This window comes from Lysinibacillus sp. NPDC059133, assembly GCF_042755925.1.
Taxonomy (GTDB): Bacteria; Bacillota; Bacilli; order Bacillales_A; family Planococcaceae; genus Lysinibacillus.
On record NZ_JBHZDH010000029.1, the window covers coordinates 1 to 13,775 of the forward strand.

The following is a 13,775-nucleotide window of genomic DNA, read 5'->3' on the forward strand; positions in this document are numbered from 1 at the left end:
AAGGTTTCGTCGCTCGCTTCCGCGATTCTGACCGTCGCTCCGGAGGGTCTTTCCGTCTCTTCAAGTTATTTCCGTCGTTTCAGTGATTCTTTCCGTCACTTCGAAGGTTTCTTCCGTCGTTTCAGTGATTCTTTCCGTCACTTCAAGTTCTATCCGTCGTTTCAGTGATTCTTTCCGTCACTTCGGAGATTTCTTCCGTCGCTTCAGAGGGGCTTTCCGTCGCTTTGATTTTAGTGATTCTATCCACGATTTCGAAGATTCTATCCACAATTTTGGACAGTCTATCCATCATTTCGAACATTCTATGCGTTTTACTTATTGTCTACAGTAAAAAACGCCGTAGATATTCACTCTACGGCGTTTTCAAATTTAAATAAATAACTTTTCATCTTTAAATTTATGACTTGTTAATAAGCTAACAATAACAAAAATGAAAAAGGATGCGACAATTGGGATTGTCACAGTATGCATGCCAAAGACGGATGGATAAAAACGATCAATGATAATATACAAGGTCATCCCTGAAATCATTGACGCAATTGCCCCATATTTGTTGGCCTTTTTCCAATATAGTCCTAATACGACGGTCCAAATAAAGACTGCCTCTAGTCCGCCGAAAGCAAATAAATTAAGCCATACTAATAAATCTGGTGGATTTAGTGCAAAAACGACGACGGCTAAACCGATCACTGCTGTAACAATAAAGCTTGCACGCTTAATTTCCGTATCATTAGCTGTTGGTTTTATATAATTTAAGTAAATATCTTTCACTACTGTTGAGCTAACAAGCATTAGGAGCGCATTAACTGTAGACATCGTTGCTGCCATTGGTGCTGCTAAGACAACACCAGCTAAAAATGGCGGCAAAACCTTTAATGTCAGTAGCGGCATAACTTTATCACCAATCTCAATACCTGGCATCACTGGACGTGCAAAAACACCAATTAGATGCATCCCAAACATGATTGTCCCAATGGCAATAGTGCCAATGATAATGGCTAAATGCATGCTTCTGGAATCTTTATAGCTCATCGCACGAACTGCGATTTGTGGAAGCCCCACAACTCCAACACCTATCAAAATCCAAAATGTAGAAACGTATAATGGCGTTAATTCACCTTCTGCTCCAAATGGAGATATAAGATTCGGATTCTCAGCGACAAGTGAGGTCATAATATTATCGATTCCTCCACCAGCGATGATTGTCCCAATTAATAAAATGATTGTTCCGATCACCATAATTGAGCCTTGCACCGTATCCGTTAATGCAACAGCGCGGAAGCCCCCAATGATCACATAAACTAATACGGAAATTGCAAAAATAAAGAGTGCCGTTGTGTAGTTTAAGCCCGTTAATGATTCAATTAATCGAGCACCACCTACCCATTGTGCCATCATAGCAGAAAATAAAAAGATAATGATACTAATAGCTGATAAGATGACTATGGCATGACTTTTATAGCGCTCACGTAAAAAGTCTATTAACGTGATGGCTTGATAACGTCTTGCGATAATAGCAAATTTCTTCCCTAAAATCATTAAAACAAAATAACCTGCCGGAAGCTGAGCCATCGCTAGTAATACCCAACCAAGCCCTTTCGTATAAGCAACACCTGGACCACCAATAAAGCTACTTGCACTACCGTACGTAGCAATCATTGTCATCGCAAGGATGAAGCCGCCCATTTCACGACCACCAAGGAAGTACTCCTGTAAAAATGAATTGGAAGAGCGTATATGCTTATTTGACCAGATCCCAATACCAAAGATGATGACTAAAAATAATAGCAGTGGAACAATAACTTGCCAATGCATTATTGATCCACCTCCTCATCGTCAAATGGTACCTCTTTGAAAAAGAGTTTCATGACGACCCAGATTAAAATAATCATAAAGCCTGTCCCTGCAATACAGCTATAGAAAAACCATGCAGGGAAACCGAATACATACGTATAGCTTGTTGGATCACCAGAGCCTAGTCCATAGGCAAAGCCAAACCAAATCGCAAAGTTGACGATAACAAGCCCGATACCGATAAGCGCCTCTCGATGCGCAATTTCAAAGCGTTGATCTTTCAAAATACAGTCCCCCTAACCTACTCTATTTTACTGATATGTTTGTATTATGGGAACCTTTGTGAAAAAAATAAATGCAAGTAAGAAAATTTGATTAAATAAGAAGTCATCGTTAAAAAAGATTGCAAAAAACTGACTCTCCTCTTTTCCAAACCTCTTTTCACTCGGGACATCATTCAGATTATTTCACATTGCCCTGATTTAGGACCTGAGTAGTTCTCCAAAATTAAAAGGCATGAGTCCGATACAGAGAACTCATGCCTAACGGCGTCACGTCACTTTGCCGATGGATTATTATTTATGACTACTGTTAATGTTGTTCTAGTAAAGATAGATGTCATAAAGATAAATTTTCTCAAGATTTTTATTTAACAACATCTCAATACTGAAATAATACTTTCGTTTGTGCTTTGGAGGAAATTTGGCATATCCTGACGGTTTGATTTCAGCGCGAAATAAAATTTCTTGTCAGTTTCCTTGTATAAGTTAAACCGTAAAATATCCTTTTTGTCTGAAAGTCCATTTATCAGCCTTTCAAAGAACGCTGCTTGGGTCATCGTATCTATCGAGCCTAAATGGAATATCCCTTTAAGTTTATTATCAATTATATACTTTAATTGCTTTGCCAATTGTGTGTCTAATAAATTATTACATTCCAAATTGCTGTATACATCTATTACTTGGTTATCTTCAAAGCCTTTCTTTATTAGGTCCATTCTTGGAGAATACTCACCCCAAATAGCCGGGATTCTAATAATAATGGCACGTTCTTCTAAAATTTGCTGCAATGTATTTTCACACTTAATTTTAAAACGACCGTAATCTGACTCTGCAATGGAAGCATCCGTTTCAAAATGGGGTTTTGAAAAATCACCATCAAATACATTAGCAGTCGAAAAGTAATACAAAATACTTTTGCTATTCTTTAATTCCGTCGCCAATTGCTTATGGAACTCCAGTTGTTGATTGAAATCTCCTCTTAAGCAAGATATGACAATATCAGGATTGATGGTTTTAAGTATTATCTTTAATATATCAATTTGTGTGATGTCTAATTGAAATTGCTTTTCTCTAGGTAGGTTCGTAGTAGAAGAAGAATATGTCCCATACAGGTCAAAATCATTTTTATATTCATCGATTAAGGCTTTCCCAATAAGACCACTCGCTCCAAGAATCAATACTTTGTTCATCTCTGCTTCCTCCCCATTTTATATTCCCTACATCCAACTTTAACATAAAAACCCATCCATCAAAAAACACTCCTTTTTATAGGAGTGTTCATCGTGTACTTGTTTGTATCTCAAATCGTTAGGATACCAAACGTTTTTCACCATCTTTAATATTGGAATTTCTTTAATAAGCTTTGAAGTTCGTCTGCCTGTTGTGCCATCTCTTTGGCTGAAGAAGCCATATTATCTATGAAAGCTAATTGCTCTTCCGCTGTTAACGTAACGTGTTCCGTACTTTCAGTTGCCTTGCTCGCAATACGTGCCATTGCTTCTGTTGAGGCAGTAACTTCTTCAACACTCGCAGACATCTGCTCCGTCACAGCAGAGATGTCATGCAACTGTGTACTTACCCCCTTAATCGACTGCATGATCTTGTGGAAAGCTAGCTTTGTATCATCGACGACATCCATACCTGCAGCAGCTTCTTTCGAGTTACTAGAAATAGCCGTAATAACATTAGCCGTATCATTTTGAATAGAATGAATAAGTGCTGCTATTTGATCAGCAGATTCCTTTGATTGTTCTGCTAATTTACGAACTTCATCTGCAACGACAGCAAAGCCTTTTCCTTGTTCACCAGCACGAGCCGCTTCAATGGCAGCGTTTAAAGCAAGCAAATTCGTTTGGTCAGCGATGCTTGTAATCACATCAACGATATTGCCAATTTGCTGTGACTGATCACCTAATATTCGGACCTGCGCCTCTACATGGTCAGATGATTGATTAATAATTGTCATTTGATTCAATACACGATTCAAAGAGTCGTTTCCTTGAGCAGCCTCATCACTCATTAAATCAGCAGCATCTGAAACCGTTGAAGCAGTTTCAGCAACTTGTTGAATGCCAATCGCCATTTCCTGCATGGCCGTTAAGCTATCACCTGTACTATGTAATGTTGTTCTTGAACCATCTGCTAAATCTTGAAGTGTTGAAGTTAGCTGTCTCGTCATATCCGCCGTTTGCTGTGATTTAGATGTTAAGCCATCAGACGATACATCAACTTGTTTAGAAGATTGTGCTATTTGTTGCATTACTACCTTTAAGCTTGTCAGCATTTTATTAAAGGATTGCGCAAGCTCACCTGCTTCATCCTTTGAATTAATTTGTAGCTGTTTTGTCAAATCTCCCTCTCCATCCGCAATGTCTCGAAGTTGAGCATTCATTTCACGAAGTGGCTTCACAAATGCTCTTGTGAACAGGAAGCTACCTAATATAGCAACGACAGCTCCGATGAACAATACAATGAGCAGCTTACCGATAAATGCAAAAATAATAGCATTCACCTCATCGATCGTTTCACCGACAAACCACATCCCAATGATGTCTCCATTTGCATCTTTAATGGGTGCATAGAGTGTTAAATATTTCGTTCCTACTACATCTGCCTCGCCTATAAAGGTTTCCCCTTTTTTCATTACATTTTCAACGACTTTTGGATCCGCATCTTTGCCAACTAAACGTTCTCCATTTAGCTTTAGATTGGTGATAAGTCCTTTTGAGCCTTGGAAAATGGTTACACCACCATCGATGCTTTCTCCAACCTCATCTACAAAGGCTTCCTGATCAACTATTTTTGTATCCCCTTTGTAAAGTTCCCCATCTTTTATAGTCCAATCTCCCTTAAACCGTTCATCTAGAAGCTTATAGCCGACCTTTGAAATATGGGTTACACTCTGCTCAAAATTGCTAAGCATAATTTGCTTCACTTGTATATGGGATACAAATCCAATCATCACGCTTAAAAATAGGATAACGCCAACTAAAAGCAAATTAAATTTGGTACTAATTTTAAAAGTGCGCAAATAATTCGTCTCTCCTTCCTCACATTCAACAGGAATATTATGTATAAAATGTAATCCATTTTTATTAAACATTATTCTATAAATAGTTTCAATACATTATCAATAAATTAACAATTTTTAATATAAATGAGCTGTTAGTGAGCAGTGGCTATGGCAAATACAATGATTTCACAACGTAGGGTCGATTTCCTTTCCGACTGAGCGCTTTGTAGCTGCCGCTTTGCTTTCGCTACAGAAAACATTTGTTGCTGACGCTTCGCTTTCGCGCAGAGCAGAGCTTCCTGGGGGCGTCCAGTCTCCACTCCAATCAACTTATCCGCATAATATACGTTTTAACACACCTCTCGCTGGCGAACTAAAATTCTACATTTTTTTGGGAAGAGTTAGAAATTCATATTAATATATCTTTGAGGGAGAATTTATTTTAATATTTGGTCCTCAAGCAGGAGGAAAATGACTGTTGGACAGAAATTGGCTAAAATTCGGTTAAAACTTTTCCTTAATCTTACGACGAAAGATTTAGTTAGCTAAGTTATTTATTACGGTCATCAATCGCTTGAACAGCTAGTTCCAACGCTTTAATTCTTCTTTCTAAAAGCGTTCTTTGGGGACTACCAACCTTTGACTTCATATATATGTTCTCAATTGATGGTAATAAACCAGCGAGAACATTGCGCGTTTCTGCTAAATCTTCCTGGTTATAATGTTGGGGGCTTTGATTCCAAACGTTTTCTAGCATTGCTAAGCCAATGCAAACAGCTTTGAGTCGTTTCTTTACTAAGGTAGTATTTGCGCCTTTCTGGGTCATCTGTGACAGGGCACTTTCGAGTTTTCTGATTGTCGATTGTAAAGATTTTATTGATTCCAATTTTTCTACATTTGTTACATTTTCCATAGGAGTACTTACCTTTCTTCGTTTCCGAATATAATATTCCTTGATACATGATAAGATTGTTAGCAATCTGATTTCACTCGCAATATTTTATCATACATACAAAGAGGATTCTCAACAATCTGCCCCAATTAAATAGCTTCTTCGTTTACCCCATCTTTAAAGGACTTCTTCGAATAGAGAATTAAGAAAACATTTCATTTATAGAACCCAAAAAACGCCTGGATCTCCAAGCGTTTTTTGTTATTTCGCAGCTTTCGTATACATTTGTAATGCCTTCTTATCAATTTTCCCGACACTTGTTTTTGGCAATTCATCGATGACAATAATCTTTTTGGGGATTTTGTAGCGACCTAAATGCTTGCTACAAATTTCTTTGATTTCTTCTAATAAACTATCTTCCTGATTCTGACAAACGATAAAGGCTACCACGGTTTCTCCCCAATAATCATCAGCTACTCCAATCACTGCAACCTCTTGCACTAGTTGGTGACGCAAAATACATTGCTCTACCTCCTGGGGATACACATTTTCACCACCAGAAATAATCATCTCTTTACTGCGACCAACTATATAAAAGTCACCATCTTCATCCACCATGGCTAAGTCGCCTGTTTTCAACCAGCCTTCATGCATGATTTTTTCAGTCTCCTGCTGATTATTCCAGTAAAACCGAAACATATGCTTTCCTCTGACCAATAGCTCTCCCACTTCGTTTGGTGCACAACTTTCTCCAGCGCTATTCATAATTTTAACTTCATTGAATTGCATACTCTTCCCTACGGCGCCTTTTTTCAAATAGGCTGCTTCTCGGGAAATATAAAAATTATTGGGCCCCGCTTCTGTTAAGCCATAGCCCTCTTTAAAAAATAGCCCCTTCTTAAAAAATGCATCATGTATTGGATACGGACATGGTGCCCCTCCTGATAAAAATACGTTCATGGACGGGAAGCTACTCTTCTTAAAGTAATCCGTTGTAATCATCGCTTGGTACATTGTTGGCACAAAAAGTGAAATCGTCGTTTTATACTGATTAATCGCCTGAAGAGCGTTTTCCGCCTCAAATTTATCACCAATCACCACAGTACCGCCAGCCATTAATAGCGGTATACAGAGGGCATTCAAACCTCCTGTATGAAACAACGGCATATAATTTAACGTACAATCGCTATCATTCAAGCCCCAGCTAATAATTGTATTAATTGCATTCCAATTCACAGAATTAAAGGATAAGACAACACCCTTTGCCTTGCCAGTTGTGCCCCCAGTATAAATCATTAACCAAGGATTATTAAGATCAACTTCTCGAATGTTGAGAACAGTTTCTTCACTAGCTAAACGAAGCGAATGCATATTTTCTAAAGATACAGGACATTTCATTGCTTCATCGTAAAGCAGTAAAGAAGGCGTAGCATCCGTTAAAATATCATGTAATTCCTCCGTACTCATACGCCAATTCAATGGCACGTAGATCAGTCCTCTTAATCCGCAGGCGAATAACACCGCAAAAAGCTGTATGTGATTTTTCGCAAATACAGCAACACGACTTCCCGCCCGCAAGTTTTGGTGCTCCAAAAAATGACTCCATTTTGTGATTTCCTCAGTTAATTGCTGATAAGTCCATTGTTCCTTAGTTTCTAGGTTCACCAATGCTAGACGTTTTGGTGTTAACGATGCACGTTTTAATATCCAGGATTGCTCTACAAACATCTTGAAAGCCCCCTTATCACATCATAATTGCTCCATCCACATGAAGCGTGTGACCGTGGACATAAGAAGCCTCATCAGATGCTAAAAATAAATAAGCATTGGCAATATCTCTAGGTGTTCCTAATCTTTGCAATGGCACGATGGAGCGCATTTGTGCCAGAACATTCTCTGGCATTTTTTTCACCATGTCTGTTTCTGTAAAGCCTGGTGCCACCGCATTCACGTTGATCCCTTTGCGCCCCAATTCCTTCGCCCAAGTTTTTGTCATGCCGACAATGGCGGCCTTTGTGGCAGCGTAATTCGTTTGGCCCACATTGCCATAAACACCGCTAACAGAAGATGTATTAATAATTTTGCCTCCACCTGCAGCAATCATATGTGGTATTACCTCTTGGGTACAATTGAAAACGCCAGTCAAATTCACATCAAGTACCTGATGAAACTGGTCTTCTGTCATTTTTGTTAACATTGCATCACGTGTAATACCTGCATTGTTCACTAAAATATCGACTCGGCCCATTTGCTCTATGACTGTTGCCACTAAGTTCTTGACGCTCTCTCTATCTGCAACGTCTACTTGCACAAATAATGCTTGATCCCCTAAATGCTGGGCAGCTGAAACACCAGCATCCTCATTAAAATCTGCAATGACAACGAATGCACCCTCTTCAATAAATCGTTCAGCAGCCGCATAGCCAATCCCGTTCGCAGCTCCTGTAATAATGGCAACTTTATTGTTTAAACGCATACTTTTTTCCCCCTATTTCTAAAAATGTTTCAATTTCAGAAGTCAGCTGTGGTAAATCATCAATTAATGGAGAATGACCACAGTCTTTTAAACTGACAAATTGTGCATTCGCACCTAAATCGAGCATTGTTTCGTCATTCATTCCTTCTGTTATAACGTAATCACGATCCCCTCTTAACACTAAAACCGGAATAGTGATCTGTTGCACCTCATGAGTACCTTTTGTGACCTCATGATCAACTGCACTTATATTAAAGACGTTTAACGCATGATAAACTTCAGCTAAATTTCTTTGCGTCAGCATATCCTCTACATAGTTCTGATAGTGTTCCGGGCTAGGCTGCTTATGGGTGTAAATTAGTGCGTTCCAGACGGACTGTAAGCCCTGTACATTTTTCGAATCATAGAAGCCTTGTACTAATTTTGTTTTAGATGTATCGACGAGTACTTCTTCATAGGTAAAAGCCCTTTTTAAGGCTGCTTGATTGCCAGTACCTAAATCCGTGTAAAATGGATAGCCTCTCGTAGATGCCGAGGCTAGTAAAATAAGTTGCTGACAATAGCCAGGGTACTGAGCGACAAACTGCATACATACCGCTCCGCCCGTTGACCAGCCAATCATGTCAAACTGTTGCAATTGAATGGCATCCACAAAAAACTTCACATCATCGCTAAAATCTTTAATAGCGGAAATTGGTTTATGATAAGATGAACCACCAAAACCTCGTAAATCCATCGCATAAACTGTATATTTTTCATCCAACGCGTCGATTAGAACGTCCCAATGTTTGGACGATGTCATATTACCGTGAATCAGTAATAAAACACGTTCTCCCCCTTGACGTTTGCGATACGCAATCGTTTCTCCATTTGATAGCTCAACCGTTTTTAACATCGCATTTCCCCCTTATCCCCATCGAATCGTAATCGCTCCCCATACATAGCCAATCCCTGCACTAACAAGTGTGACGATGTCTCCATCGCGAATACGGCCATCTTCTAACGCCAGCTGTAATGATACGATTTGGTCAATCTGTCCGATATGACCATACTCTTGTAAGTATATGGATTGCTCCTGCTGTAAGCTGAGTTCAGATAAAATATAATCATGAGCAGACTTTTTCATGTGAAGCATTGCTAAATAGCCAATATCCCCCTCATTTAATCCACTTTTCGCCAAGGATGTTCGAATTACCTTCAAAAAATTGCTTAAAGATTTTTGCTCTAAGCGCTCCTTCATTCCAATTGGATCAATCACATCTAGCTGATATAAATTATTTTCTAAATCAAAAGGCGTCAAAGGTTTTTTTGTACCACCGACAGGAACGACTACATCCTCTGAGAACGAGCCATCCGTCATAATATCTACCTCTAATAAATGATTTTTGTCATAGTCTTTTTGTAAAAGGATAGCGCCACCACCAGCTGCTAAATTGTACATAAAGCGTGTTCGAGGATTACTGTAATCGATAAAATCAACGTTTCGATAGCCACCAGCTAGGAGTACGGTATGGATAGTATCATCCGACACCATTAAGCTTTTCGCTAACTTTAGTGCCATAATGGTCGTGCCGCATCTTAATTGCACATCGAATGCCCAAGCATTTACGGCCCCTAGCTCCTCCTGCATTTTTATAGAAGCAGTCCACAAGGGATACTCCTTATGCTCCTCTCCCATATAAATCACAACATCAATGTCCTTAGGGTCGATATGAGCCTTGCGTATAGCGGCCTGTGCCGCCCAAATCCCCATTTGTACCGTATGATCTCCCTCACCGGGAATAGACTTTTCATAAATACCCATTTTTTGCCGAATAATATCCTCTGGAATATTGGAAAGCGTCGCAATCTCTTTAGATGTCATTTTCGTTTGTGGAATATAGATTCCTGTACTTACAATGCCTACAGTCATTCAAATCGCCCCTTTTCCTGCGGCAGGGCAACCGATGATTGATCTTTTCCCTTGCGCTTTAATCGCCATTTCCAAAACATTATGCGCAGTGATCCAATAATTCCTTTTGGGAAAAAGATAACAGCTAAAATATAAAGAATCCCAAAGAAAATAATCCAACGTTCAAATATTGGATAATCACGAGCTAACCCTGAAAGTGCATGCTGTGCATATTCAATAACAGCCGATCCTAGTAATGGTCCGACCAATGTGCCAACACCGCCAATAATCGTCATTAATAATGCATCTAACGTAATGTCCATTGTCATCACACTCGTATTGACAAATCGGAGAGAGATAGCATATAAGGAGCCTGCTAAGCTTGCAACCGTTCCTGCGACAACGGATGCAATCACTTTATAGTACAAAGTGTTGTACCCTAATGATTTTGTTCGTTGTTCATTTTCCCGAACAGCAATTAAAATCCGACCAGTTGGCGAGTTTACGAAGCGATATAGCGCAATAAAAATAACGGCTAAGCATGCCAACACGAAGAAATAAAACGTCATTCTATCTCTAAATATTTCGGGTGCTCTAAACGTAAAGCCATCATTTCCATATGTGACAGAACGCCATTTTTCTGCCACTACTAAAAATAGTCCTGAAAAAGATAATGTCAGCATCGCAAAGAAATGACTTTTTAATCGAAGTGTCAGTAATCCTACTAAAAAGCTAATGAAGCCTGCTAGCAACATGCCGACTATGATCGATACTAAAAAGGTTGAAAGCGTTGGCTCCATTTGTTTCAGCATGACAGCCGTCGTATAGGCACCTAAACCAAAAAACATAGCATGGCCGAACGACACAATTCCTGTATAGCCAAGGAGAATGTCATAGCTCATCGCTAAAATACCGAAAATAAAGATTTGCGTTAATAAAATAATGATCGTCCTTGAATCATTGACGAAAGGGAGAAGCACTAAAATAGCCAACATGAGGAAAAAACATAGATGCCGCAATGTAAGCTTCATTTTCATGTGGATCTCTCCTTTCTCATAGCAAATAAACCTTGTGGACGGAAAATTAAAACAATGGCCATTAAAATCATATTGACCGCAAGCGATAGCACCGGCACATAATAAGCCATAAAGCTACCTGCTAAACCGACTAATATGGCTGCCAATAGCGAGCCCGAAAAACTGCCCATTCCTCCGATTACGACAACGATAAAGCCTAAGATCGCATACTCCATGCCCATTTCCGCATAGATGACACCTGAATACGGAGCCATTAACATACCACTAAGTGCTGCTAGTGCCGCACCAACCATAAAGACATATAAAAATACTCGCTTTATATGAATGCCAAGTGCCTGAGCCATTTCTTTATCCTGCACACCAGCCCGAACGATGAGCCCAATCTTCGTCTTCTTTAACATGTATTGGAAAATACCGAAAATGATAAAACCTACTACAATAATAAATAATCGATATTTTATGATAATAACGTCTCCAATTTCCCAGCTACCTGTTAAGGTACTCGGCGTTTTCACTGCCACACCATTTGGACCAAAAACAACTTTAATCATCTCCTGCAGCACGAGCATCAACCCTAATGTTATTAAAATTTGCTGAACATGATTGCCATAGACAGGTGTTATTATTAATTTTTCAGTAATGAGTCCGAGTAAAGCTCCTGTTACGATGGCACCTACAATTCCAACTAGAAAGCTCTCTGTAAACATATAAGTAAAGATCCCAGCATAAGCCCCCCAAACAAATAAACCACCATGTGCAAAGTTCAAAACATCCATTAATCCAAAAATTAACGTCAAACCAGCCGCCAGTAAAAAAATTAACATACCAGTTGCAAGGCCATTAATGACTAAATTGACGAATAGCTCCAATAAAGTACACCACCTTTATCCGATTCCAAGATATTTTCTTTTTAGTTCTTCATGATGGATAAGATCCTGCATGTTGCCCGAGTGAACGGTTCTGCCATCATCAATCAATGTGTACGTATCGCCAATTCGGCTCGCCATCATAAAATTTTGCTCTACAAGTACGATGGATGTTTGCTTTTTCATTTCAACGATGGCCTCCATTACTTTCTCTATCACTATGGGCGCCAGTCCTTTCGAAGGCTCATCAATCAACATTAACTTACTATCATTGATAAACGCCCGTGCCATGGACAGCATTTGTTTTTGACCACCTGAAAGATGTCCACCAGCCTTCTTCCAAAATTTCTTTAAATCAGGAAACAGCTCCAGCACATAATTTTGCCGCTCTAAAGTAGCTGTATCTTCTTTACGCATGGCTACTTTCATATTTTCCTCTACGGTTAAATCTGCAAAAATACCTTGGTTTTCAGGTACATAGCCTATTCCTAATTTTGCCACTTTATAGGTCGGGCTTTTTTTAATAGAATGTGAGCGAAATTCTACCTCTCCCTTTGAAGCAGGTGTTAACCCCATAATCGTTTTTAAAGTGGTCGTTTTGCCAGCACCATTTCTGCCGAGCAGTACACTTACCTGCCCTTCCATTGCCTCAAAATTGACCCCCTGCAAAATATGGTATTGCCCGATATAGGTGTGGACATCATTTAATTTCAGTAAGGTGTTCATCGTACAAACCTCCTAAATATGCATTTTGTACGGTTTCGTTTTTCATGATGTCCCCTGGTGTTCCATCTGCAAGAAGCTGGCCGTTAAATAGCACCATAATTGAGTCCGACAAATCTAGAATCATATCCATCTTGTGCTCGATGAGGAGAATGGTTTTATCCCCTTGATTTTTAATCGTGCGAATCACTTCTAAAATCGTTGGCACCTCCTCTAAAGACATGCCTGCCGTTGGTTCATCAAGTAAAAGGATTTCCGTATCAAGTGCTAACAGCATAGCAATCTCAAGCTTCCTCTTTTCCCCATGGGATAGCATTGTCGTAAAGGCATCTCTTTTATTGTCAAGCAATACAAGTGTTAATAGTTCCTCCGCTTTTTCGGTAATCGCCTTATAGCTTTTGTAATGGCGAAATAATTGGTAACGAACTTTCTCCTTGGATTGCACAGCCAAACGGACATTTTCTAAAACGGTCAAGTTCGGAAAAACATTCGTAATTTGAAAAGAGCGCCCTAGCCCCATTCGTGTTCTTTCAATTGCTGATTTTTTCGCAAGTGATTGCCCCTTAAAATAGATATCTCCGGCAGTCGGCTTTAACTCTCCACTAAGCAAATTAAAGAAGGTTGTTTTTCCAGCTCCATTTGGTCCAATAATTGATTTCAAATGCTTTTCCGGCATATTAAAATTCACATGGTCGACAGCTGTGTGTCCACCAAAACGAATGGTTAAGTTTTCTGTTCGTAAAATGGGTTCCATCGTATTCTCCTTTCTAGTACTTCCATCTCTCTTCACCCAATCTCATCT

General features: G+C 39.4%; 13 protein-coding genes. All 13 read right to left on the reverse strand.

Going from position 1 to position 13,775, the window contains the following annotated elements; genetic code table 11:
- Nucleotides 1-369 precede the first annotated feature (369 nt).
- The 13 genes from panF to ACFXN8_RS15530 all read right to left on the reverse strand — a co-directional run bounded on the left by panF (nt 370) and on the right by ACFXN8_RS15530 (nt 13,727).
- Nucleotides 370-1,815 (reverse strand): sodium/pantothenate symporter, encoded by a 1,446-nt coding sequence (panF, locus tag ACFXN8_RS15470; protein ID WP_386846289.1) that lies wholly within the window; start codon nt 1,813-1,815, stop codon nt 370-372.
- A complete protein-coding gene (locus ACFXN8_RS15475; RefSeq protein ID WP_386846291.1) occupies nt 1,815-2,078 on the reverse strand; it encodes a YhdT family protein in 264 nt (87 codons plus the stop codon). The genes panF and ACFXN8_RS15475 overlap by 1 nt, the downstream gene beginning before the upstream one ends.
- Before the next feature lie 365 nt (nt 2,079-2,443).
- A complete protein-coding gene (locus ACFXN8_RS15480) occupies nt 2,444-3,265 on the reverse strand; it encodes a sugar nucleotide-binding protein (protein ID WP_386846293.1) in 822 nt (273 codons plus the stop codon).
- Nucleotides 3,266-3,411: 146 nt separating this feature from the next.
- Complete coding sequence (locus ACFXN8_RS15485; RefSeq protein ID WP_386846295.1) at nt 3,412-5,106, reverse strand: methyl-accepting chemotaxis protein; 1,695 nt, start codon at nt 5,104-5,106, stop codon at nt 3,412-3,414.
- A gap of 532 nt (nt 5,107-5,638) precedes the next feature.
- The gene (locus ACFXN8_RS15490) at nt 5,639-6,001 is read right to left on the reverse strand and encodes a hypothetical protein (protein WP_376070479.1); all 363 of its coding nucleotides are present in this window, start codon (nt 5,999-6,001) and stop codon (nt 5,639-5,641) included.
- A 240-nt stretch (nt 6,002-6,241) separates the two neighbouring features.
- Nucleotides 6,242-7,708 carry a class I adenylate-forming enzyme family protein gene (locus tag ACFXN8_RS15495; protein ID WP_386846298.1) on the reverse strand — a complete coding sequence of 489 codons (1,467 nt, stop codon included), beginning with the start codon at nt 7,706-7,708 and terminating at the stop codon, nt 6,242-6,244.
- A gap of 16 nt (nt 7,709-7,724) precedes the next feature.
- On the reverse strand, nt 7,725-8,456 hold the full coding sequence (gene fabG / locus ACFXN8_RS15500) for a 3-oxoacyl-ACP reductase FabG (protein ID WP_386846300.1): 732 nt from the start codon (nt 8,454-8,456) through the stop codon (nt 7,725-7,727).
- The gene (phaZ, locus tag ACFXN8_RS15505; protein WP_376070488.1) at nt 8,440-9,351 is read right to left on the reverse strand and encodes an intracellular short-chain-length polyhydroxyalkanoate depolymerase; all 912 of its coding nucleotides are present in this window, start codon (nt 9,349-9,351) and stop codon (nt 8,440-8,442) included. Before phaZ ends, fabG begins: the two co-directional genes overlap by 17 nt.
- Before the next feature lie 12 nt (nt 9,352-9,363).
- Nucleotides 9,364-10,368: a 3-oxoacyl-ACP synthase gene (locus ACFXN8_RS15510; protein ID WP_386846302.1), complete on the reverse strand. Its 1,005-nt coding sequence runs from the start codon at nt 10,366-10,368 to the stop codon at nt 9,364-9,366.
- On the reverse strand, nt 10,365-11,384 hold the full coding sequence (locus tag ACFXN8_RS15515; RefSeq protein ID WP_386846304.1) for a branched-chain amino acid ABC transporter permease: 1,020 nt from the start codon (nt 11,382-11,384) through the stop codon (nt 10,365-10,367). The genes ACFXN8_RS15510 and ACFXN8_RS15515 overlap by 4 nt, the downstream gene beginning before the upstream one ends.
- A complete protein-coding gene (locus ACFXN8_RS15520; protein ID WP_386846306.1) occupies nt 11,381-12,253 on the reverse strand; it encodes a branched-chain amino acid ABC transporter permease in 873 nt (290 codons plus the stop codon). The genes ACFXN8_RS15515 and ACFXN8_RS15520 overlap by 4 nt, the downstream gene beginning before the upstream one ends.
- Nucleotides 12,254-12,268: 15 nt before the next feature.
- Nucleotides 12,269-12,976 carry an ABC transporter ATP-binding protein gene (locus ACFXN8_RS15525; RefSeq protein WP_386846308.1) on the reverse strand — a complete coding sequence of 236 codons (708 nt, stop codon included), beginning with the start codon at nt 12,974-12,976 and terminating at the stop codon, nt 12,269-12,271.
- Entirely contained in the window at nt 12,951-13,727 is a 777-nt protein-coding gene (locus ACFXN8_RS15530) for an ABC transporter ATP-binding protein (RefSeq protein WP_386846310.1), read from the reverse strand. Before ACFXN8_RS15530 ends, ACFXN8_RS15525 begins: the two co-directional genes overlap by 26 nt.
- Nucleotides 13,728-13,775 lie beyond the last annotated feature (48 nt).

Coding starts and splice junctions, on each gene's coding strand:
- ACFXN8_RS15525 (WP_386846308.1), bottom strand. CDS start 12,976: ATGAACACCTTACTGAAATTAAATGATGTCCACACCTATATCGGGCAA.
- ACFXN8_RS15530 (WP_386846310.1), bottom strand. CDS start 13,727: ATGGAACCCATTTTACGAACAGAAAACTTAACCATTCGTTTTGGTGGA.
- ACFXN8_RS15515 (WP_386846304.1), bottom strand. CDS start 11,384: ATGAAAATGAAGCTTACATTGCGGCATCTATGTTTTTTCCTCATGTTG.
- phaZ (WP_376070488.1), bottom strand. CDS start 9,351: ATGTTAAAAACGGTTGAGCTATCAAATGGAGAAACGATTGCGTATCGC.
- ACFXN8_RS15480 (WP_386846293.1), bottom strand. CDS start 3,265: ATGAACAAAGTATTGATTCTTGGAGCGAGTGGTCTTATTGGGAAAGCC.
- ACFXN8_RS15510 (WP_386846302.1), bottom strand. CDS start 10,368: ATGACTGTAGGCATTGTAAGTACAGGAATCTATATTCCACAAACGAAA.
- ACFXN8_RS15490 (WP_376070479.1), bottom strand. CDS start 6,001: ATGGAAAATGTAACAAATGTAGAAAAATTGGAATCAATAAAATCTTTA.
- ACFXN8_RS15495 (WP_386846298.1), bottom strand. CDS start 7,708: ATGTTTGTAGAGCAATCCTGGATATTAAAACGTGCATCGTTAACACCA.
- panF (WP_386846289.1), bottom strand. CDS start 1,815: ATGCATTGGCAAGTTATTGTTCCACTGCTATTATTTTTAGTCATCATC.
- fabG (WP_386846300.1), bottom strand. CDS start 8,456: ATGCGTTTAAACAATAAAGTTGCCATTATTACAGGAGCTGCGAACGGG.